This is a genomic window from Paenibacillus antri (genome assembly GCF_005765165.1).
Classification (GTDB): Bacteria; Bacillota; Bacilli; order Paenibacillales; family YIM-B00363; genus Paenibacillus_AE; species Paenibacillus_AE antri.
On record NZ_VCIW01000003.1, the window covers coordinates 62,219 to 84,710 of the forward strand.

21 protein-coding genes are annotated in these 22,492 nt (G+C 61.0%); 19 read left to right on the top strand and 2 right to left on the bottom strand.

Features of this window, described 5'->3' with window-relative positions:
• Window positions 1–9 precede the first annotated feature (9 nt).
• The 5 genes from FE782_RS33085 to FE782_RS05955 all read left to right on the top strand — a co-directional run bounded on the left by FE782_RS33085 (window position 10) and on the right by FE782_RS05955 (window position 3,979).
• Window positions 10–138 carry a hypothetical protein gene (locus FE782_RS33085; RefSeq protein WP_274388707.1) on the top strand — a complete coding sequence of 43 codons (129 nt, stop codon included), beginning with the start codon at window positions 10–12 and terminating at the stop codon, window positions 136–138.
• A 280-nt stretch (window positions 139–418) separates the two neighbouring features.
• The gene (locus FE782_RS05940; RefSeq protein WP_138193155.1) at window positions 419–1,252 is read left to right on the top strand and encodes an electron transfer flavoprotein subunit beta/FixA family protein; all 834 of its coding nucleotides are present in this window, start codon (window positions 419–421) and stop codon (window positions 1,250–1,252) included.
• Between the two features lie 23 nt (window positions 1,253–1,275).
• Window positions 1,276–2,349, top strand: a complete 1,074-nt coding sequence (locus FE782_RS05945; protein ID WP_138193156.1) for an electron transfer flavoprotein subunit alpha/FixB family protein — start codon at window positions 1,276–1,278, stop codon at window positions 2,347–2,349.
• A 32-nt stretch (window positions 2,350–2,381) separates the two neighbouring features.
• Window positions 2,382–3,692, top strand: coding sequence for an FAD-dependent oxidoreductase (locus FE782_RS05950; protein ID WP_138193157.1), 1,311 nt, complete (start codon window positions 2,382–2,384; stop codon window positions 3,690–3,692).
• Window positions 3,689–3,979: a ferredoxin family protein gene (locus tag FE782_RS05955; RefSeq protein WP_202914481.1), complete on the top strand. Its 291-nt coding sequence runs from the start codon at window positions 3,689–3,691 to the stop codon at window positions 3,977–3,979. The genes FE782_RS05950 and FE782_RS05955 overlap by 4 nt, the downstream gene beginning before the upstream one ends.
• A gap of 27 nt (window positions 3,980–4,006) precedes the next feature.
• On the opposite strand, the gene FE782_RS05960 is transcribed toward FE782_RS05955, so the two are convergent.
• Window positions 4,007–4,900 (bottom strand): AraC family transcriptional regulator, encoded by an 894-nt coding sequence (locus FE782_RS05960; RefSeq protein WP_158299268.1) that lies wholly within the window; start codon window positions 4,898–4,900, stop codon window positions 4,007–4,009.
• A 229-nt stretch (window positions 4,901–5,129) separates the two neighbouring features.
• Between FE782_RS05960 and FE782_RS05965 the strand changes: the two genes are divergently transcribed.
• From FE782_RS05965 to FE782_RS06010, 10 genes are all read left to right on the top strand, one after another.
• On the top strand, window positions 5,130–6,371 hold the full coding sequence (locus tag FE782_RS05965) for an ATP-binding protein (protein ID WP_138193160.1): 1,242 nt from the start codon (window positions 5,130–5,132) through the stop codon (window positions 6,369–6,371).
• Window positions 6,372–6,605: 234 nt separating this feature from the next.
• The gene (locus FE782_RS05970; protein WP_138193161.1) at window positions 6,606–6,839 is read left to right on the top strand and encodes a hypothetical protein; all 234 of its coding nucleotides are present in this window, start codon (window positions 6,606–6,608) and stop codon (window positions 6,837–6,839) included.
• Between the two features lie 212 nt (window positions 6,840–7,051).
• Window positions 7,052–7,717, top strand: coding sequence for a chromate transporter (locus FE782_RS05975; RefSeq protein ID WP_238392364.1), 666 nt, complete (start codon window positions 7,052–7,054; stop codon window positions 7,715–7,717).
• Window positions 7,718–8,284: a chromate transporter gene (locus tag FE782_RS05980; protein WP_138193162.1), complete on the top strand. Its 567-nt coding sequence runs from the start codon at window positions 7,718–7,720 to the stop codon at window positions 8,282–8,284.
• 19 nt (window positions 8,285–8,303) lie between these two features.
• On the top strand, window positions 8,304–9,290 hold the full coding sequence (locus FE782_RS05985) for a formylglycine-generating enzyme family protein (RefSeq protein ID WP_138193163.1): 987 nt from the start codon (window positions 8,304–8,306) through the stop codon (window positions 9,288–9,290).
• A 179-nt stretch (window positions 9,291–9,469) separates the two neighbouring features.
• The gene (gene pgmB / locus FE782_RS05990; RefSeq protein WP_138193164.1) at window positions 9,470–12,553 is read left to right on the top strand and encodes a beta-phosphoglucomutase; all 3,084 of its coding nucleotides are present in this window, start codon (window positions 9,470–9,472) and stop codon (window positions 12,551–12,553) included.
• 74 nt (window positions 12,554–12,627) lie between these two features.
• Entirely contained in the window at window positions 12,628–13,278 is a 651-nt protein-coding gene (locus FE782_RS05995; RefSeq protein WP_138193165.1) for an SGNH/GDSL hydrolase family protein, read from the top strand.
• 84 nt (window positions 13,279–13,362) lie between these two features.
• On the top strand, window positions 13,363–14,646 hold the full coding sequence (locus FE782_RS06000; RefSeq protein ID WP_138193166.1) for an ATP-binding protein: 1,284 nt from the start codon (window positions 13,363–13,365) through the stop codon (window positions 14,644–14,646).
• Between the two features lie 91 nt (window positions 14,647–14,737).
• Complete coding sequence (gene glpX / locus FE782_RS06005; RefSeq protein WP_138193167.1) at window positions 14,738–15,715, top strand: class II fructose-bisphosphatase; 978 nt, start codon at window positions 14,738–14,740, stop codon at window positions 15,713–15,715.
• Between the two features lie 3 nt (window positions 15,716–15,718).
• Window positions 15,719–16,750, top strand: coding sequence for a lactonase family protein (locus FE782_RS06010; protein ID WP_138193168.1), 1,032 nt, complete (start codon window positions 15,719–15,721; stop codon window positions 16,748–16,750).
• 8 nt (window positions 16,751–16,758) lie between these two features.
• Here FE782_RS06010 and FE782_RS06015 read toward each other — a convergent pair whose 3' ends face one another.
• Entirely contained in the window at window positions 16,759–18,270 is a 1,512-nt protein-coding gene (locus tag FE782_RS06015; RefSeq protein ID WP_138193169.1) for a sulfatase family protein, read from the bottom strand.
• A gap of 273 nt (window positions 18,271–18,543) precedes the next feature.
• Between FE782_RS06015 and FE782_RS06020 the strand changes: the two genes are divergently transcribed.
• The 4 genes from FE782_RS06020 to FE782_RS06035 all read left to right on the top strand — a co-directional run bounded on the left by FE782_RS06020 (window position 18,544) and on the right by FE782_RS06035 (window position 22,483).
• Window positions 18,544–19,902, top strand: coding sequence for an ABC transporter substrate-binding protein (locus FE782_RS06020; RefSeq protein WP_138193170.1), 1,359 nt, complete (start codon window positions 18,544–18,546; stop codon window positions 19,900–19,902).
• 79 nt (window positions 19,903–19,981) lie between these two features.
• Complete coding sequence (locus tag FE782_RS06025) at window positions 19,982–20,935, top strand: carbohydrate ABC transporter permease (protein WP_238392365.1); 954 nt, start codon at window positions 19,982–19,984, stop codon at window positions 20,933–20,935.
• Entirely contained in the window at window positions 20,932–21,810 is an 879-nt protein-coding gene (locus FE782_RS06030; protein WP_138193171.1) for a carbohydrate ABC transporter permease, read from the top strand. The genes FE782_RS06025 and FE782_RS06030 overlap by 4 nt, the downstream gene beginning before the upstream one ends.
• A 7-nt stretch (window positions 21,811–21,817) precedes the next feature.
• Complete coding sequence (locus FE782_RS06035) at window positions 21,818–22,483, top strand: aspartate/glutamate racemase family protein (RefSeq protein WP_138193172.1); 666 nt, start codon at window positions 21,818–21,820, stop codon at window positions 22,481–22,483.
• The last annotated feature ends 9 nt before the right edge of the window (window positions 22,484–22,492 follow it).

Below are 22,492 nucleotides of genomic sequence, written 5' to 3' on the forward strand. Positions count from 1 at the left end.
GACCGAAGGTTGGAACAAGCCGCGGTTACCGATCAGGAAGTCAATCCGAAATTCCTGTCCAATGAACAGGAAATCCTCCCGTCCATCGGCCAAAATAATCCGGTTTTCGTTAAGCGAACGGGAAAAGCTCCTGTTTAATCATGCGATGATTCCGAAAACGATCGGTTTTAGCGAAATAAGAGGGAAGTTTTCCCTCTCATTGTTCGTTTATCCTGTTTAATGCGGAATTGAGCCGGAGGTTTTCCCGTTCACGGTGCGGGACATTCGCCCAAATTTCTGTAAGCGGTAACATTTTTGTTGAAGGATGTTTTCGACGCGTCTAGAATAGGTATATATAGATTGTCAGAAAATCACAAAAATTCAGACACCTTGTCCAAGATCATGTACCATTTTTCACAAATGAAAGGATGATCGCTCGTTGCTGCACATCGTCGTATGCGTAAAGCAAGTGCCCGACAGCCGTGAAATCCGCATCGATCCGAAGGACAATACGCTGATCCGCCAAGGCGTGCCCAGCATCGTCAACTTCTACGACCTGCACGGTCTCGAAGAAGCGCTGCGCATCAAAGACGAGCTCGGCGCGCGCGTCACGGTCGTGACGATGGGACCGCCCCCGGCGGAGAAGGGGCTTAAGGAATGTATCTCGCTCGGCGCGGACGAAGCGGTGCTCGTCACCGATCGCGGCTTCGCCGGGGCGGATACGCTGGCGACGTCGTACGTCGTCGCGAAGACGATCCGCAAGGTCGAGGAAACCTGGGGGCCGGTCGACCTCATCTTCTGCGGCAAGCAGACGCTCGACGGCGACACCGGTCAGGTCGGACCGGGCGTCGCCTGCCGGCTGGACACCGAGCAGCTGACGTACGTTTCCAAGGTCGTCGAGGTCGACGAACCGAGCCGTACGATTACGGTTCATCGCCATCTCGAAGACGGCGTCGAAGTGGTGCAAACCCGGATGCCGGCGCTCATCACCGCGCTCAAGGAGCTTAACAAGGTGCGCCGCGCGACGCTGCCGGGCATGCTCCGAGCCGCCCGGTATAAGCCTGTCGTCTGGACGACGGCGGATTTCCCCGATATCGAGCGGTCGAAGATCGGACTGAAGGGGTCGCCGACGATCGTCTCCAAGACGTGGGTGCCGGAAGCGCGCAAGGCGAATACGACGATGCTTCCGGCGGATACGCCGCAGCAAGCGGCGGAAGCGCTGGCCGACAAGCTGTGGGCGAGCGGGCTGCCCGAACGGCTCGGTTGGGCGTAACGGAGAAGGAGGGACGATAGCGAATGAGCGAGAGGGATAAGGATACCGCCATGCCCGACTGGTCGGCGTATCGAGGCGTCTTGATTTTCGTCGAGCAGCGCGGCGGTCGAGCGAAGAGCGTCTCCTGGCAGCTGCTCGGCGAAGGGAAGAAGCTGGCCGACAAGCTGGAGGTGCCGCTGAAGGCAGTCGTCATCGGGCACGACGTCGAGCGGCTGGCGCAGGAAGCGGTCTGCTACGGCGCCGACACCGTCTACCTGTGCGACGCGCCCGAGCTGAAGGAGTACCGGACGCGCCCGTACAGCCGCGTGATGCTTCGCCTCATCGAAGACGCGAAGCCCGAGATCGTCTTGTTCGGCGCGACGGCGACGGGAAGGGACCTTGCGGGCGCGATCGCGACGCATCTGCCGACGGGGCTGACCGCGGACACGACGGAACTGGACGTGGAGCCGCATCCGTCTCGGCTGCTGCTGGCGAGCCGGCCGGCGTTTTCCGAGAAGATGATGGCTACGATTCTATGCAAGCAGTACCGGCCCCAGATGGCGACGGCGCGTGCCGGCGTGTTCCAAGCGCTGCCGCGCGACGCGTCGAGACAAGGCGAGATCGTGCGGATCGAATGCCCGCTGAAGGAGGAGGACATCGCGACGCAGGTGCTGGACTTCCTCGAGGAAGCCGGCGGGGTCAACCTGGAGGAGGCGGAAATCATCGTAGCGGGAGGCAGGGGGCTCGGCGGTCCCGAAGCGTTCCGGATGCTGGAAGCGCTTGCGGACGCGCTGGGCGGCGTCGTCGGCGCCTCTCGGGCGGCGGTCGACGCCGGGTGGATCAAGCATGAGCATCAGGTCGGCCAGACCGGGCAGACGGTGCGCCCGAAGCTGTATTTCGCGATCGGCATCTCCGGCGCGGTGCAGCATACGGTCGGCATGTCGAACGCCGAGACGATCGTCGCGATCAACCGCGACGAGAACGCGCCGATCTTCCGCATCGCCCATTACGGCATCGTCGGCGATTTGTTCAAGATCGTGCCGGCGATTACGGAGCAAGTCAAAGCGCGGCGCGGCGTCGGGGGCATCGCCCGAGCGAAGGCGTCGGAGACGGCGTAGGGTCATTTTCCGAGGGGGAAGGGGTTGGGCGTATGGCGGAAAAGTTCGACGCGGTCGTCGTCGGCGCGGGACCGGCGGGCGCGGCGGCGGCCATGACGATGGCGCGGGCCGGATTGTCCGTGGTGCTGATCGAGCGGGGCGAGTTCCCCGGCGCGAAAAACTTGTTCGGAGGCGTGCTGTATCGCAAACAGATCGAAGAACTCGTGCCGGAGTTTTGGACGGAGCGGAACGCGCCGATCGAACGGCATATCGTGGAGCAGCGCATCTGGCTCATGGGCAAGGAATCGATGGTGACGCTCGGTCACCGGAACGAGGCGTATAAGGCGCCGTACAACTGCTTCACGGGCCTTCGGGTCAAGTTCGATCAATGGTTCGCGAACAAGGCGGTCGAGGCGGGCGCCATCCCCGTGTACGAGACGGTCGTCACCGACGTCATCCGGGAGGGCGACAAGGTCGTCGGCGTGCGGACCGATCGGGAGGACGGAGACCTGTACGCGAACGTCGTCGTCATCGCCGACGGCGTCAACTCGCTGCTCGGCAAGGCGATGGGCATACATCGGGAGTGGGAGCCCGATCAAGTGTCGTTGGCGGTGAAGGAGGTCATCGCGCTGCCGCGGGAGAAAATCGAGGACCGGTTCAACCTCGAGGGCGACGAAGGCGTGACGATCGAGTTCATGGGCGAGACGTCGCTCGGCATGGCCGGCATGGGGTTTCTCTACACGAACAAGGAGACGATCTCGCTCGGCGTCGGCGTCATGGTGAACCATCTGCGCGACAAGAAGGTGAAGCCGTACGCCGTGCTCGACGCGGTAAAGCAGCATCCGATGATAAGGAAGCTCATTCAAGGCGGCGAAACGAAGGAGTACTCCGGACATCTCATCCCCGAGGGCGGGTATCATTCGATTCCGCCGCTGTCGGGCGCCGGCTGGGTCGTCTGCGGCGACGCGGCGCAGCTCGTCAATTTCGTGCACCGCGAGGGCACCAATCTGGCGATGACGTCGGGGCGGTTGGCGGGAGAAGCGATCATACGGGCGCGGGCGGTCGAAAATTATTCCGCGGCCTCGCTCTCGTCCTACGACCGGAACATCCGCGAGTCGTTCGTGGCGAAAGACCTTAAGAAGTACAAAGGCATGCATCAGCTGCTGAAGGACGAAGATCCGGAGCTGTTGTTCGACAAGCTGCCGCGCGCGGTGAACGAGGCGGCGTACCACATGTTCCTCGTAGACGGGGAGACGAAGGCGGCGAAGCAGCGGAAGGCGGTGGAGATCATCAAGAAGGCGGCCGGCGGTCCGATGAATCTGATGAAGCTCGGCTACAAGGGATGGAGGGCGATGAACGGATGAACGGAAACAGCGCGGTGACGGATCGATTGTTTACGATCCGATACAAGTGCGACGATCAATCCCATCTGATCATTAAGGAGCGGGATACGTGCCTCAAGTGCACGACGAAGGATTGTAATTATTTCTGCCCGTCGGACGTGTACGAGTGGGATAAACAGCAGAAGCTCACGACGGTCGCGTACGAAAACTGCATCGAATGCGGCACGTGCCGCATCGCCTGCCCGTCGCACAACATCCATTGGGTGTATCCGAAAGGCGGGCACGGCATCACGTACAAGTTCGGCTGAGCTTCGAGCGGCGCCGAGGCAGACGGCTTACGTCCGGTACTCCCTCGGCGACATGCCGGTCCAGCGGCGGAACTGCTTGCTGAACGTCGCGGGGTCGTCGTAGCCGAGCTTCGCCGCGATCGCTTCGACGGTGAGGAACGGGTCGAGCAGCAGCAGCTTCGCCTCGCGCAGCGTGACGGCGGAGCGGTACGCGCGCGGCGACATGCCGTACGCTTCCCGAAAGACGCGCGCGCAGTGCGACGGGCTGTAGCCGAGGGAGCGGGCGATTCGCAATATCGCGTCGTCCTCCGCTTCGCCGTGCGGGCCTTCGGCGACCGACCGTTCGATGCGCCCGGCGATCGCCTCCGCGAGACGCGCGGCGCCCCCTGCTTGGGCGGGCTTGTCCGCGCTCCGCCGATGCGGCTGCGGCTCTTCGGCGAGGGCGGCGAGCAGCGCGTAGACGGCGGACAGCGTCCGCATGCGGAGCGCGGCGGATTCCGCGTCGGCGTCGGCGGTGGCGAGCTCGATCAGGCGGGATATTGCCGGACCGATCCGCCGCTCGACCTCAGAGCCTTGCGGATACAGCCCGCGATCGAGCGCATGCAAGCTTCGCCGCAGCAACGGGTCGTCCGCTTGGAAATGAAGGCAGAAATAAGCCATCGTCTTTCCGTCGTCCGCCGTCGCCGCATGCCGTTCGCCGGGCCGGACGATCGCGATATCCCCGGGGCGCTGTTCGAGCGTCTTCGACTCGATCGCGAACCGCTGTACGCCTTCCGTTACGACGTTCAGCTCGAACATGGCGTGCGCATGCGGCGGGTACGACCACGGCGCGTCGACCCGCCGCAGGTGCGCGGCGAACAGCTGGAACGTCGTCCGGACGTCCGGCAGGACGTGAACCTCCTTCGTGCCGTGCAGCCGCATGCGTCCATCTAGGTCCTCCATGAGCGTCTCCACTCTCCTTCCGGCTATCATTATACACGATTCGACGAATCCCGCGGGAGGGCGCTGTCGTCGAAACGATGACGGATTTCGGCGGTTTCCCCAAAAAATAAGGCCTTATTCCTAGTGGAATGAGGCTTTAATTCTATCCAATCATTGGCATTTAATGGTATAATGAGGCAAAATTCGACGTCGAGAGGCTTTGAGGACCGATGATTGGGTTTAAGGGACCATGAACAATCTCACATCCATCCTGGTGAATGTCATGCTCATCGCTTTTCCGTTTCTCGTCATTCAGACGTTCTCGCAGCGCTTGCCGTTCCACCGCGCCGGTCCGCTCACGATCGGTTTTTTCATGGGCGTTCCGCTCGTCGGCTGCATGTTTTTCCCCTACACATACGGTCACGGTCTCACCTACGACCTTAAATTTATTCCGCTCATCGCCGGAACGTTATACGGAGGCTGGCCGGCCGGGCTGGCGCTGTCGCTCGTCTCCGCGGCCGCAGGGATCTATATCGCCGAAGCGTATTGGCTCGAGGAGCTGGCCGTCGCAGCGCTTATCGCGTCGCTCGTCGCCGCGGCGCGAACGAAGTTCTTCGCGGCGTCCTGGCTGAGGAAGATGTTGTGGGCGGGCGTCTTCTCCGTCGCGACGGCGGCGTTGACGTTCGGCGGCATTGCGATGTTCGGCGAGACATTGCCGATCGACGAGGCGCTTCTATTCGCCGCCGTTCAAACCGGGCTGCTGATGACGACGCTTGCGCTCGGCGAGCATATTCGCGAGACGGACTCGGTCCGTTCCGAGATCGCGCGGATGGAGAAGCTGACGGTCAGCGGCAGTCTCGCGGTGTTGATCGCGCATGAGCTTCGCAATCCGCTGACGACGGTCAACGGCTTCCTGCAATTGATCAAACGGCAGCATCCGTCCGAGCAGATTCTCTATTACGTCAATACGGCGATGCAAGAATTAAGCGAAGCGGAGAAAATCATTCATACCTACTTGACGATCACGACGCTGAAGGAAGCGGAGAAGAAACACGTCTCGCTCTCGGCGGGCATCGACGGCGCGCTCCGCGACATCTGGCCCGCGATCGAAGCCAAGAAGATCGATCTCGTGAACGCGGTGTCGGACGATATTACGCTGTATTGCAACGAAGATCAGCTAAGGTTATGCCTGATGCATCTGCTGCGCAACGGCGCCAACGCGCTGCACCGCGGAGGCCGGCTGACCGTCTCTTCGTATTGGAAGGGCAAGGAACTCGCGATCGTCGTGTCGGACAACGGCGTCGGCATGACGGAGGAGCAGCTGGAGCAGCTCGGCATGCCGAAGTACAACACGCGCAGCAGCGGGACGGGGACCGGGCTGATGTATTGTTTTCATTTCGTCCATTCGCTGCAAGGCCGACTCCGCATTCAGAGCCAGCCCGGGCGAGGAACGACCGTCACCGTGACGGTCCCGGCGCTTCGGACGACGTAGCCGGAGCGTCGTCTACGGCATGCAATTACGAATATGAATAGATTAGTCCGACGAGATATAGAACGACAAGCGCGTACACCGGCAGCGAATGCAGGAAGTCGGAATACCCGATCGCCGCATGGATGCCAAGCCCCGCGGCGAAGCCTGGAAGATGTGCGTTCCATTGTAACATAGGGCGGAATGGTCTATACTACTCCACATATTCTAGCAGGTACGAAAGGAACGCCAGGTGCTATGATCCCTTTTTCCCATGCATGGCCGTATGAGATTCTCGGGGAGGACGTGTACGTCTCGGAATGTCCGTTCTGCGGGACGAGCAATGTGATCCTGCCGATGCGCAAGAAGGAATTGAAGGAGATCCGAGAGGGCAAGAAGAAGCTGCTCGTCTTCCCGTGCTGCAAGGGCAGCGTCTATATCGTCGATACCGACGCCGATTATTTGTTAGCCAACCGCCGGCTGCGCAAATAGCCGGCGTTTTTTCTTTGCGCCGGGTATTCGCCTAATTCCAAGCGGAAAACTCGACTTAATATCAAAATGGTTGAATGATACCTTCATAAGCAAAAATTATGGCTTATATATAAAAGTAAATAAGAAAATCAGCAAAAGTTTATGCCAAAATAGAAAAAACTACGGTATAATGAACGTAACAAGCATCATCATTCGGAAAGGGAGGGATCGCCGTGCTGCGAACCGGGCTGGAGAGCGGCATCGAACTGAACCGCCGCACATGGCTGGAACGCTTCAGAATGCTGCCGTCGATTTTCCTCTGCTTCCTAAAGATCGGTCCGGTCACGTTCGGAGGCGGCTTCGCGATGATTCCCTTGATCGAGAAGGAAGTCGTCGAACGCCGGAAATGGCTCGAAACCGAGGATGTCGCCGACGTCTTCGCGGTGGCGCAATCGGTTCCCGGAGCGGTGGCGATCAATTCGGCCACGTTCATCGGTTACCGATTGGCCGGAACGGCCGGCGCCGTCGCCGCGATGGCTGGCGTGCTGCTGCCGACGTTCTTCATCGTGCTGCTGCTATCCGTTTTCTTCCTGCAGCTGCACGACCATCCGAAGGTGGAAGCGGCGCTGTTCGGCATTCGCGCCGGGGTCGTCGCTTTGATTTGTTATGCGGGATGCAAGATCGCCAAGACGGCCGTCGTCGACAAGACGACGCTCGGCGTCGCGATCGCTGCGATGCTGGCGCTGTTCGCGGGGCTTCACCCGTCGTTCGTCATCGTCGGCGGTTTCGTTCTCGGGATCGCCCTCGTCGCCTGGCGGGCGCGTCTCGGGTTGAAGACGGAAGCGAAGCCGGAAGCGGAATCGGAGGAATGGGGCTACATGATGGGAGATGGCATCTAGATGGATTCGACGACGGTGTTGTGGGAGCTGTTCGCAACGTTTCTGTTGATCGGGGCCGTGTCGTTCGGCGGCGGGTATTCGATGATCCCCGTCATCGAACGGGAGGTCGTGCACCGGCACGAATGGATGACCTTGCCGGCGTTCACGGACGCTATCGCGGTCGCCGGCATGTCGCCGGGGCCGATCGCCACGAATTCCGCGATCTTCGTCGGCTTCCGCATCGCCGGCGTACCCGGCGCGATCGTCGCTACGCTCGGAACGATCCTTCCGTCATTGATCTTTATCTTGATCGCGGCGTCTTTCTTTTATAGAGTGAAAAGAAGCAAGGCGGTAAAGAACGGCTTCTACGGGCTGCGGCCGATCATCGCGGCGCTGATCTTCTACGCCGCGACCGCGTTCGCGATCGGCAACGGCGTCGTTCCGACGAGCCTCGAAGCGTTCGGCTGGAAGACGGTCGTCTTATTCGCGATTTTCGCGGCTTCGCTTCTTGCGCTCTTCAAGTTCAAGACGCATCCGATCGTCGTCATTATCTTATGCGGTCTCGTCGGAGCGGCCGTATTCAGTTAATTCAGAGGGGGCGCTGGCCATGGCGTTTAAAAAAATCGAATCCATTCCCTCCTGCTGCGCCCCGATGCGCGAAGGGGCGGCGCCGAGCGCGGAGCCGAAGACGGATGTCCTCCCCGGGAACGCCGCGGGGGACCCAGCTCGGGACGGGGGCAAGAATGGCATGATCCGACTTTCCGGCGGCTCGTTCCTAATGGGAACCGACGACGAGGAGGGCTTTCCCGCCGACGGCGAAGGACCGATCCGGGAAGTGACGGTCGCGCCGTTCCTCATCGACCCGTACGCGGTGACGAACGACCGATTCGCCGCCTTCGTCGCCGATACCGGCTATCGGACGGAGGCCGAGCGGTTCGGCTGGTCGTTCGTCTTCCATCTGCTCGTACCCGAGGAGGTGGCGAAGTCGGTCACGCAGGTCCCGCGGCAGACGCCGTGGTGGTATACGGTGCACGGCGCGCATTGGGCGCAGCCGGAAGGACCGGGCACGTCGATCGAAGGGCGCGGCGACCATCCGGTCGTCCATATCAGCTGGAACGACGCGGAGGCGTTCTGCCGATGGGCGGGCAAGCGGCTGCCGACGGAAGCCGAGTGGGAATACGCGGCGCGCGGCGGGCTCGTCGGCAAGCGCTACCCGTGGGGCGACCTGCTGAAGCCGGACGGCAAGCATATGTGCAACATTTTCCAAGGCAAATTCCCTGAGAAAAACAACGCCTCCGACGGCTACGTCGGCACGTGCCCGGTCGACGCGTTCGAGCCGAACGGCTTCGGGCTGTATAACGTCTCGGGCAACGTCTGGGAGTGGTGCGCCGACTGGTTCCACCCGACGTATCATCGGGAAGCGAATCCGCTGAACCCGAAAGGTCCGCCGAACGGGACGAGCCGGGTCATGCGCGGCGGCTCGTACTTGTGTCATAAATCGTACTGCAATCGGTACCGCGTCGCGGCCCGCAGCTCCAACACGCCCGACAGCTCGACCGGCAACGCCGGCTTCCGCTGCGCGGCGGACGCATAGGAGGCGGAAGACCGGCTGCATCTGGTTTATGCTCCTTCATGTGCGCATCGTTAACGCAATCCGACGACCGAACCGCCGCAAGGCGGTTTTTCTTATGTCGTCCGAGAAGGCTCGCATGGTTCGCCCCTTCTTGTTACATGCTAGCCAATAGCAGATGTTAACAAAAGGAGATATGCATCATGGGCGGCACAGGAACGACGAATGGCGATTTCAAACCGAAGTACGCGTACGACGAATGGTCGGTCGTCGAAGACGGATGGGACGAGGAGACGAACCTCGTGGACGAAACGATCTTCAGTCTCGGCAACGGGTACCTCGGCATGCGGGGCAATCTCGAGGAAGGGTTCCGCGGAGCGGAAGGGCGTTCGACGCGCGGGACGTACATTAATGGGTTCTACGAAACCGAGCCGATCCGATATCCGGAGGACGCGTACGGATACGCGAGGGTCGGCCAGACGATGCTGAACGTCGCCGACGCGAGAGGGATCGAGCTGTACGTCGACGGCGAACGCGTCGACCTGTTCGCATGCAAGCTGCTCGACTTTAAGCGAACGCTCGATTTTCGCAGAGGTACGCTCGCGCGGACGATGCGGCTCGAGCTGTCGAACGGGAACAAGGTGGACGTGCGCGTCGAACGGCTGGTCAGCTTGACGCGCAAGCATGTCGCGGCCATTCGGTACGAGGTGACGACGGTCGACTTCCACGGGCTGGTCGGCCTCGTCTCGACGATCGACGGCGCGGTGCGCAACCAGGTGTCCAAGGGCGATCCGCGCCTCGGCTCGGCGCTGACGGAGCCGGCCTTGACGACGATCGATACCGCGGCGGTCGGAACGCTCGCCTTCCTTCACCAACGGACGAAGCGTTCGGGATTTACGATCATGTGCGCGGCGGAGCACCGGCTGGACGCGGAGGAAGCCGCCTCGATTCAAGCGGAGGCGTCGGCGGAAGGCGCGTCGATTCGGTTCGCGTTCGCCTCGCATCAGGGCGTGCCCGCGACGCTGACGAAGACGATCGCATACCATACGTCCAAGGAGGAGCCTGGGACGCTGGACGAGCGGAAGCTGCGTCTGGAGACGGAACATTCGGTTCAGGAAGCGAAGGCGGACGGCTTCGACGCGCTGCTCGAGGAGCAGCGAGCGTTCCTCGAGCGGTTCTGGGAGCGGACGAACGTAACGATCGAAGGCGATCCGGCGCTGCAGCAAGGCGTTCGCTTCAACGCGTTCCAGCTGCTCCAATCGGTCGGCCGGGACGGGGAGACGAACATAAGCGCGAAAGGGCTGACGGGGGAAGGGTACGAAGGGCATTACTTCTGGGATACCGAGACGTACATTTTGCCGTTCTTTCTCTATACGAACCCGGATATCGCGAAGCAGCTGCTGACGTACCGGTACGGCATCTTGGACAAGGCGCGCGAGCGGGCGCGCACGATGTCGCAGAAGGGCGCGTTGTTCGCGTGGCGGACGATCGGCGGCGAAGAGACGTCGGCGTATTTCCCGGCGGGCACGGCGCAGGTTCACATCAATGCGGATATCGCCTACGCGCTGAAGAAATACATGGCGGCTACGGAGGACGACGAATTTTTGATCGAAAAGGGGGCCGAGCTCCTCTTCGAAACGGCGCGTTTCTGGGCGGACCTGGGAGACTACATTCCGCATAAGGGGTTCTGCATCAACGGCGTCACCGGACCCGACGAATATACGGCGCTCGTCAACAACAACGCGTTCACGAACCTGATGGCGAAGGACCATTTGGAATACGCGGCGGCGACGGCGCGTCGTCTGCGGATCGAACGGACGGACGCGTATCGGGACGTCGCGAGCCGGATCGCGCTGGACGACGCGGAGGTCGACGCTTGGCAGCGCGCCGCGGATCGGATGTACGTCCCGTACGACGCGGGGCTCGGCGTGACGCTGCAGGACGACGCGTTCCTCGACCGGGCGGAGTGGGATTTCGCGAACGCCCCGGCGGACAAATATCCGCTGCTGCTTCACTATCATCCGCTCGTCATTTATCGGCATCGGGTGCTGAAGCAGGCCGACGTCGTCTTGGCGTCGTTCCTGCAGAGCGACCGGTTTTCGCTGGCGCAGAAGCGCCGCGATTACGCATTTTACGAGCCGCTCACGACGCACGATTCGTCGTTGTCGCCGTGCATCTACAGCATCGTCGCGGCGGAGATCGGGGACGTCGACAAGGCGTACGACTTCTTCCTCCGCACGGCTCGCATGGATTTGGACGATCGGAACGGCAACGCGAAGGACGGCCTGCACACCGCGGCGATGGCCGGGACGTGGCTGTCGCTCGCGAACGGGTTCGCATGTATGCGGGAGCGGGACGGCAAGCTTCGCTTCCGCCCGTCGATCCCGGCGCGCTGGACGGCGTACGCATTCGTCGTCGCGTTCCGCGGGCGGCTGCTGCGCGTTCGCGTCACGCCGGACGACGCGACGTATTCGCTCCTCGAGGGCGACGACCTGACGATCGAGCACGAAGGCCGGGAGCTGCGGCTCGCCTCCGGCCGTCCGGCGGTCGTCTCGATGCGGCCCAAGCTCGAAGCGGTCATCTTCGATCTCGACGGCGTCATCGTCGACACGGCTTCGTTCCATTACGAGTGCTGGAAGCGGATCGCCGACGAGCAGGGCGTGCCGCTCGATCCGTCCGTGAACGAGCGAGTGAAAGGCGTCGACCGGCGGACGTCGCTCGACATCGTGTTGGAGCGCGCGAGCCGATCTTACGCGGAGGAGGAGAAGGCGGCGCTCGCGCGCCGAAAGAACGAGCTCTACGTCGAGCGGATCGAGCGGCTGACGCCGGAGGCGCTGCTGCCGGGGATCGAGGCGTTCCTCCGCGACGTCAAATCGCGGGGCCTCAAGACAGCGATCGCCTCCGCGAGCCGGAACGCGCGGCTCGTCGTCGAACGGCTGGGCGTCGGCGCGTATTTCGACGCGATCGTCGACGCCGGGTCGGTGGCGAAGGGCAAGCCCGATCCGGAAATTTTCTTCGCGGCGGCCGAGGCGTTGGGCGTGCCGTATCGAAACTGCGCGGCGATCGAAGACGCGGAAGCGGGCATCGCGGCCATCCGGGCGGCGGGCATGTTCGCCGTAGGCGTAGGGACGGAGGCGCGCATGCGCGGAGCCGACTGGCTGCTTCCCGGCACGGAGATGCTTTCGCTCGACGAGCTGTCGGACCGGTTTGCCGGCGGGACGCCGGCGCCGAAGCGGGAGCCCGAGCCGAAGCCGAAGCCGGAGCCGGAGCCTGTAGGCGCGCAATAATCGGCTATCGACGATGGAAACCCTTTCCGGTAAGATAAGAAATAAACATGAATCTTACCGGGGGGAACGGGCGTATGTTGTTGCGGCAGGGGCAGACGTTGGTCATGATCGGAGATTCCATTACGGATTGCGAGCGGGCGCGTCCTCGCGGGGAAGGGCTGTTCGGCGCCATCGGCAAGGGGTATGTCGCGCTCGTCTCCGCGTTGCTGAACGAACGGTATCCCGAGCGGGCGATTCGGGTCGTCAATATGGGGACGAGCGGCAATACGGTGCGCGACTTGAAAGCGCGCTGGGAGACGGACGTCGTCGAGCTGAATCCGGACTGGGTGTCGATCATGATCGGCATTAACGACGTGTGGCGCCAATACGATACGCCGACGATCGTCGAGGGGCACGTGCTTATCGAAGAATACGAAGCTACGCTCGACGGGTTGATCGAGCGGACGAAGCCGCTGGTCGAAGGCCTTGTGTTGATGACCCCGTATTACATCGAACCGAACCGGGGCGACGCGATGCGAGCCGACATGGACCGCTACGGCGCGGTCGTGAAGCGGCTCGCCGAGAAGCATGGGGCGAGGTTCGTCGACGCGCAGGCGGCGATCGACCGGCTGCTCGAGCACATCTATCCCGCGACCCTCGCCTGGGACAGGGTGCATCCGAACATGACGGGACACGCGGCGCTCGCCCGCGCGTTCTTGAACGCGGTCGATTTCGAGTGGAACTGACGTTGCGTAAGGCCGACGGGAATCCGTCGGCCTTTTTCTCCATAGAATACACATATTTCTGACGCACGAAGGGGTAGGGGCGCGATGTTGGTTCATGAGTTTCGCGAATTGCTGTTGAACGTCTTTATCGTGCTGCTCCCGCTGCTGTTCTACCAGTATGCTTACCGCTGGACGAGCTCCGGCTGGCGGCACGGCGCGGCCGTCTTCCTGCTGTACGTCGTTCCCTTGCTCTTCACGATGACTTTTCCCGTTTATTTTTTGGGTTCCACCATCGATTTCCGTTCTTTGCCGCTTATTACGGGGTCTCTCTACGGCGGACCGATAGCGACGACGTTTCTTTTCGCCGCGATGATAGGGTATCGAGACTTCTTGGGCGGGCTCAACATGTTACATTATATGGCGAGCGTCGCTCCCGCGATATTGCTCCTCTTCGCCGCCCACCGACGGTTCGAACGATTCGAAGGGCTGGGGCGCGTCTGGACGGCGATCGGCATCTGCTTCGTGCTGCGAATCGGCTCCGTCGTCGTTTACTTCGGACTGCAGGGCGATTTCGCAAGCGCCTTCAACGACAGGCTGTTGCCGCAGCTGCCGCTGATCGCCGCGCAGTGCGCGCTGATCGGGTTGAACGTCTATCTGTTCGAAGCGATACGCAAGCACCAGCGGATGAAGAGAGACATCTTGGACGCCGAGAAAATGAAACTCGTCAGCGAACTGGCCGCCTCCGTCGCTCACGAAGTTCGCAATCCGCTGACCGCCGTGCGCGGGTTCATCCAGCTGCTCGGCGACTCGGCGCTAGGCGCGGAGAAGCGCGCGTCGTATTCGGCCATCTGCCTGGAAGAGCTCGATCGCGCCCAGCTCATCATTTCCAATTACCTCTCCCTCAGCAAGCCCGAGGCGGAGAAGAAGGAACAGCTTTCCATGAAAGAAGAGTTCCATTACATTGCGAACATATTGAATTCGTACGCGAATTATCAGAACGTGACGATCGTGAATCGCGTCGACGGCGACGGAGCGGTGTACGGCAATCGGTCGAAATTTCGCCAAGCGATGATCAATCTCGGGAAGAACGCGATCGAATCGACGCCGAGCGGAGGTGCCGTCGAGTTTTGGTCGTTCGAGAAGGAACAGGGGATAGAGTTGTACGTCATCGATACGGGGAGCGGGATGACCCCGGAACAGATCGCCCGCTTGGGTACGCCGTATTATTCGACGAAGGAGAAGGGCACGGGGCTCGGCACGCTCGTTACGTTCAATATCGTCCGCCAGATGGGCGGAACGATCGAGGTGAGGAGCCGCATCGGCGAAGGAACGACGTGCAAGGTGACGCTCCCGTATTTCGACGAGGGGAATTGTCGGATGAAATCTTAGCCGAAACCCGACGAATTTCGTGTACAATGGGAGGTACAACCAGAATCTGCGGGAGAGAGGGGCATTCGAACAAGGGGGGCGGAACGGACGTATGGAGAGAGAGCTTGCGTTGGAATTGGTGCGAGTGACGGAGTTGGCCGCATTGGCCTCGGCGCCTTGGATGGGACGCGGCGACAAGGACGGGGCCGACGGGGCGGCCACGGAAGCGATGCGCGCGATGTTCGACTCGGTTTCCATTAAGGGGACGGTCGTCATCGGCGAAGGCGAGATGGACGAGGCGCCGATGCTGTACATCGGCGAATCGGTCGGCAACTTGGACGGACCGGAGGTCGACGTAGCGGTCGATCCGCTGGAAGGGACGGAGATCGTAGCCAAGGGGCTGAACAACGCCTTGTCCGTCATCGCGGTCGCGAACAAGGGACAGCTGCTTCATGCCCCGGACATGTACATGGAGAAGCTCGCGGTCGGTCCGAAGCTGAAGGGGAAGCTCAGCATCGAACGGCCGCTCGAGGAGACGCTTCGCGTCGCCGCGAAGGAGCTCGGCAAGTCGATCTCGGATTTGACGGTCATGATTCTCGACCGCTCGCGGCACGAAACGCAAATCAAGACGCTTCGCCGCGTAGGCGTGCGGATCAAATTTTTGTCCGACGGAGACGTAGCCGGCGCGATCGCGCCCGCCTTCGAAGATGCGGGCATCGACCTGTACGTCGGCTCGGGCGGGGCGCCGGAAGGCGTGCTCGCGGCCGCCGCGCTTCGCTGCCTCGACGGCGAGCTGCAAGGCCGGCTTATGCCGGCGAACGCCGAGGAATTCCAACGCTGCATTCGGATGGGCATCACGGATCCTTATAAAGTGCTGACGATGGACGATATGGTCGGTACGGAGGACGTCATCTTCGCCGCGACCGGCGTTACCCCGGGCGAAATTTTGGGCGGCGTCCGGTATTTCGCCGATCAGCGCGCGGAGACGCAATCCGTCGTCATGCGGGCGAGGACGCGAACGATTCGGTACGTGCGATCGCTTCATTATTTGCCGAACAAGCCGATTCTCGAGAAGCTCAAAGGGAGATAACTTATGTACCTGTATGTCGGAAGTTACGAGCAAGCGTCGAAGCCGGGCATTCGCCGGTATCGGTACGACGCGGAGAGCGGGGCGTTAACGTACGAGGCCGGATTCTCCGGCTTGGAAAACCCGTCCTTCTTGACGGCGAACCGCGCGGGTACCGCGCTGTACGCCGTAAGCGAGACGTCGGAAGGGGAGGTCGCCGCGTTCGGGATCGGTCCGGACGGGGAGCTGCGGCCGCTCGGTCGACGATCGACGGGCGGCGCGCACCCGTGCCATCTGACGTTATCGGAGGACGAGACGCGGCTGTTCGTCTCCAATTACTCCGGCGGGAGCGTCGCCGTCTTCCCCGTCTTGGCGGACGGCTCGCTCGGAGAGCGTTCGAGCTTGACCTCGCACGAAGGCAACGGCCCGAGAGCGGATCGGCAAGAGGCGCCGCATCCGCATTCGGTCAACCTGACGCCGGACGGGCGCCATCTGCTCGTGCCGGACCTCGGCATCGACCGGGTGGCGGCGTACGCGCTCGAAGGAGGGCGATTCGAACGGATCGCGTCGATCGCCTTGGCGAGCGGCGACGGACCGCGGCATATGGCGTTCCATCCGACGCTTCCGGTCGCTTACGTCGTGAACGAGCTTTCTTGCACCGTCGCGGCGTTCGGGACGGCGGACGGCGACCCCGCCGCTTACGCGGCGCTCGGAACGGTCTCGACGCTGCCGGCGGGGTACGCCTTGGACAACACGTGCGCCGACATTCATGTATCGCCGGACGGCCGGTTCGTCTACGCCTCGAACCGCGGGCACGACAGTTTAGCCGTCTTCAAAGTGCAGGACGAGGGGCGTCTCGAGCCGGCCGGCTTCGCGCCGACGAACGGAAAGACGCCCCGGCATTTCGCGATCGCGCCGGACGGCCGGTTCGTACTGGTCGCGGCGCAGGATTCCGACGCCATCCGCGTCTTCGCCGCGGACGCGGCGACCGGCCGACTGGAGGAAGCGCATCGGTACGATTCGATCCGCCGCCCGGTGTGCCTGACGTTCGTCGGTTGACGCGTTCGTTATACGCGGGACGGCCGCGGGTTCGTCGGCTCGCCGCGCTCCAGATCGGCGAGCAGCTCGAGCAGCAGACGTTGTTTGATCGAATCGTATTCGGGGAGCGCGTACAGATTGCGGCGCTCTCCCGGATCGTTCTTTACATCGTATAGTTCGCCGAACGATTCGCCGGTATAAACGGCGAGCTTCCATTCCGGCGTCACCCAACACTTGAACCGGATGCGATCCGGTTCTTCTTTGTATTCGATGCGAACGCCGGTCCGCTTCGGAGGTCCCTCCCCGCGGAGCATCGGGAGCAAGCTGACGCCTTCGCGCCGAATCGGATCGGCGATGCCGGCCGCGTCCGCCAGCGTCGGCAGCACGTCGACGAGCGAAGCACACGGCTCTGCCGGAGCTTGGGGCTCGAATCCGTCAGGATACCTCATTAGAAGCGGGATTCTAGTCACGCCCTCGTACACCAGCGGCCCCTTCTGCCCGATGCCGTGATCGCCGAGCATCTCGCCGTGATCCGACGTGAACACGACGAACGTATTCCGGGCAAGCCCGAAGGCGTCGAGCGCATCCAAGATGCGTCCGACTTGCCGGTCGATCAGTTGAACCATCGAATAATAATACGCCCTCGTTTGCTTCGAAAATTCCTCTCTTTCAAAATAAGGCCCCCAAGCGTATTTTCCGTTGCCGGCCATCTCGAACGTACCGTTGAAGCGGCTCTCGATCAGCGTGCCGTTCCGGAACAGCGGAACGTGCTCCGCCTCGTCCGCCTCCCGATCGGCGCGAGCCGCGGGCGGAGGCACGAGCTCCGGATCGACCCGATCGAGAAAATCGGACGGCAGGATGTGCGGATGGTGAGGGTCCTGAAACCCTAGATTCAAGAAGAAGGGGCGGTCGTCCCCTTCGCCGTCCGCGCGCCGTTCCATCCAATGAATCGCCCGCTCGGCGACCCAAGCCCCTTGGTGATAGCGCTCCGGCAGCGCCGAATCGCCGGTGCCGTTATAGTCTCCCTGGCCCTTGAACAGAAACTCGACGCGGATATCGGCGGGGTCGAGGCCCTGCGCCTCCAGCCATGCGCCGTAATGGCCCGAGGTCGCGGCCCAGGGACCGTGACCTCGGGAAAGCTCGGCGGTTTCGAAGCCGGCGAAGTCTCGGAACGGCTCGCGCGAGCGTTCGGGTCCGAGCGTCTCCGGACTCGGCGATTCCCAAGGGTACCAATGCGCTTTCCCGACGTGATGCGTACGGTAGCCGCTCTCGCGAAGCAGCGAGCTGAGGAAGAGGGACGGATCGGAGGCGACCGTGCCGATATTGTAGGAGCCGTGGCGGGACAGGTGCAGTCCGGTCATCATGGAAACGCGCGACGGCGTACAGACGGTGTTGGGGCAATACGCCCGGCGGAACGTCACGCCTTCGTTCGCGAGACGATCCAAATTCGGCGTGCGCAGGAACTCGCTCCCGTTGGCGGCGATGCTGTCGTAGCGCTGCTGGTCGGTGGAAATGAGAATAAGATTCGGCCTCGAGGACATAGTATACGTAACCTCCGGTTCAGGGAATTGTGTGGAAATATGGCGCCATTATAGCATGAATGGAGGATTCCCACAGGTAAATGTCACAATAAATAGAAAACCCACATAAAACAACGCGTAATTTTGTTGAAAGCGCTAAATTCCTTATTGACAATGCGTCATAATGTGATGATAATAAGGGATGTAGCCAAGAAACAACATTGAAACCGCTTCAAAGTGTTGCCTTGTGTGTGGTCTTGGGGATTTTATATTACTTAGGGGGAGTGCCACAATATGAAGAAGGTAAGAAAATCAGCGTTCATGCTTATGGCGTCGGTCATGAGTTTGTCGGCATTGCTGGCCGCTTGTTCCGGAGGCAACGCAGAAAAGCCTGCCGCAGAAACGCCTGGATCGGGAACGACAGCGGAGCAGCCGGCCGTCGATAAGCCGAAAGAGAAAGTCGAACTCGAGTTCTGGACTCACTGGGGCTCCACGACGCGCCGTCCGATCATCGAGAAGATCGTCAGCGACTTTAACGGCTCGCAAGACTGGATTACTGTAAAACACGTCTTCTTGCCGTACGGCGAAGGCTGGACGAAGGCATTGGCGCAAATCGCAGCCGGCAACCCGCCGGACGTCATCATTCACGAAATCGCGAAAGTCGCGCAGCGCGCGGATAAGAACCAAGTCGAAAACCTGTCGCCGTTCCTCGCGAAGGACGACATCAGCGGCCGCTTCCACGAGTACCTCTACGAAGCGATGAAGTACAACGGCGATGTGTACGCGCTTCCGTTCAACACGGACACGCGCTTCTTATTCTACAACAAGAAGATGTTCGCCGAAGCGGGTCTCGACCCGGAGAAGCCGCCGACAACTTGGGCGGAGATGGAAGAATACGCGAAGAAGCTCGACGTCATCGGCGCCGACGGCAAAATCGAACGTCTCGGTTACCACCCGCTGTTGGCAGGCGGCCACGAGATGTTCATGCTGAACGCCGGCGGCGGCAAAGCATGGGTATCCGCCGACGCGAAAGAAGTGAACATCAACACGCCTGAGCACGTAGAAGCGCTGAAATGGCTCCTTTCGTGGAATGAGCGTCTCGGTCAGCAAAACGTTGAAACGTTCAAAGCGACGTTCGGTTCCAAGACGAACGAGCCGCTTATCGCAGGCAAACTCGCGATGAAGGTCGAGAACGGTACGTTCTGGACGCAAATCCGCGACTTCGCGGCGAACCGCGACGACTTCGGCGTCGCTCCGATGCCTGAATTCAAGCCTGGCTCGGGACACCACAGCTTCAGCGGCGGCTTCACGATCGAAATTCCGAAGGGCGCGAAGCATCCGGAAGCAAGCTGGGAGTTCCTGAAGTTCATGACGGATTACGACGCGCAGAAGTATTGGGCTCAATTCAACTTCGACAACGTGGCGAACAAAGAAGTCGCGCTCGACGAAGATTTGCTGAAAGATCCGGTGTACGCGTTCTCCGTTCAAAACCTTGAAGTATCCAACCTGACGCCGGCTCCGGTGTCCGCGCCGGACTTCCAGACGCTGCTGAATCCGGAGATCGAAGCTGCGATCCAAGGTCAGCAATCGCCGGAAGACGCGCTCGCCAAAGCGCAGAAGGCGGTCGAAGATTTGATCGCGCAAAACCAGTAATCATCGGTAAGGCGTGAACGAAGGGTGGAGGGGTTCTCGAACCGCTCCGCCCTTTACTTCTTAAGAAGGAGGGATAGGCGTGGAATCTGGAACGACGCAATCGATGCCGAAAAAGAAAAGAAAATGGCTGTCGCTGGATAAAAGAGAAGCTGCGCAAGGATACATGTTCGTCGCCCCGTGGATTATCGGATTTCTCTGCTTTACCGGAGGGCCGTTGTTGTTTTCCCTTTACGCGAGCTTTACAAATTACGATATTACTTCTCGAATGGACTGGGTCGGTCTCCGGAATTATCAAATCATGTTCAATCGGGACCCGCTCTTTTGGATATCGCTTAAGAACACCTTGTACTACGTAGCTATCATGGTGCCTCTCACGACGATCGGCTCTTTGCTCGTCGCGGTGCTGCTGAATGTGAAAGTGCCCGGCATGCGGATTTTCCGTACCATCTACTACTTGCCGGCCGTTCTCTCGGGGATCGGCGTTTACATGCTGTGGATGATGCTTCTGGAACCGCAAAGCGGTCTTGTAAACACCGTGCTCGGTTTCGTCGGCATCGACGGGCCGAACTGGCTGACCGATCCGAATTGGACGAAGGATTCTCTCATTTTGATGCGGTTGTGGGCGGTAGGCGGAGGGATGCTGCTTTACTTGGCGGCTCTGCAAGGCGTCTCCGAACAGCTGTACGAAGCCGCGGAGCTTGACGGCGCCGGCCATATCCGAAAGTTTTGGCATATTACGGTTCCGATGGTGACGCCGGTTATTTTCTTCGATCTTGTTACCAGCTTGATCGGCGGCTTCCAAGTGTTCCAGGAAGGTTATATCATGTCGGCCGACCCGACGAATCCGGGCTCGCCGATGAACTCGCTCCTTTTCTTCAATCTTCACATGTTCAATAAAGCGTTCAAGGTGTTCGACATGGGCTATGCGATGGCGATGGCATGGTTCTTGTTCTTGATCGCGATCGCCGTCACGATCTTCAACATGGTCGCGTCGAAGTATTGGGTTCACTATGAAGGAGGGGACAACCGATGAGCCAAACGACATCGAGCGGACCGTCCTACTTCGAAGGCCGCCGCAATCGCGAACGCATTCGGAAAACGTTGATCTTCATCCTGCTCATCGTCGGCAGCGCTTCGTTCTTAATGCCGCTGTGGTGGATGCTGCAGACGTCTCTCAAATCGCTGGAAGAAATCGTGCAATATCCGCCGACTTGGTGGCCCGAGAAATTCGTCTGGAGCAACTACACGGAAACGTGGGCGGCGGGCAATTTCACTCGATATACGTGGAATACGACGATCATCGCGTTCTTCGTCGTTATCGGACAGGTGCTGTCGAACTCGTTCATCGCCTACGGCTTCGCGAAGATCAAGTTCCCGGGCCGCGGTCCGTTGTTCTTGATCATTCTCGGCACGATGACGATTCCGGGCTTCGTCACGATGATCCCGACGTATTTGTTGTTCTCGAAAATCGGCTGGGTCGGCTCGTACCTGCCGCTCATCGTACCGGCGTTCTTCGGCGGCGCATTCCAAATTTTCTTGTTCCGCCAATATTTCATGACGATTCCGAACGATCTGGTCGAAGCCGCGAAGATCGACGGCGCGAACCATGTGTACGTGTGGGCGCGACTCATGGTGCCGCTGTCGAAGCCGGTTATGGCGACGATCGCGATCATGGCGTTCAACGGCGCGTGGAACGACTTCCTCGGCCCGCTCATCTACGTTGCGAGCGAAGATATGTACACGCTGCAGATCGGCTTGCAAGCGTTCAAGGTGAGCTCCGGCGTGAACCAGTGGCATTATTTGATGGCCGGCTCCGTATTGGTCTTGCTGCCGGTGCTCGTCCTGTTCTTCTTCTTCCAGCGTTACTTCATCGAAGGGATGAACATTTCCGCGGGGACGAAAGGGTGATGGCCATATGACGAAAAGGAAGCTGGCGATCATTCATACGACGCCTGTCACGGTCGAATCGCTCAAGGCGCTCGTGGCCGAAGAAATCGGTCCCGACTGCGAAGTGATCAATCTGCTGGACGATTCGATTCTTCCGGAGCTGGCGCGGAACGGCGCGGATGTGGGAGCGGTCGAAGCGCGCTGGGTGACGTACGCGAAAATCGCGGAGTCGCTCGGCGCCGACGTCGTGCTCGGCGCCTGCTCGTCGGTCGGCGAGCTGGCGAAGGCGGCTTCTCGCGAGGTCCGCGTCCCGGTGCTGCGAATCGACGAAGCGATGGCCGAAGAGGCCGTCCGGCGCGGGCGCGACATCGGCGTCGCGGCGACGCTCGAGACGACGCTCGGACCGACGACGCGGCTGCTCGAAGAGAAGGCGCGGGAAGCCGGTTCCGACGCGACGTTCCACAAGATGCTTGCGGGGGAAGCCTACAAGCTGCTGATAGCCGGCGATCGGGCCGGCCACGACCGCGTGCTCGGCGAAGCGCTGCTCGAGCTGCAAGGGCGGTGCGACGTCGTCGTGCTGGCGCAGGCTTCGATGGCGCGCGTCGTCGAGACGCTGCCGGAGGACGTCCGCGGCAAGTTCCTGTCCAGTCCGACGCTCGGCGTCCGACGCGCGAAACAGCTGCTAAATAAATAAAGATCGGAC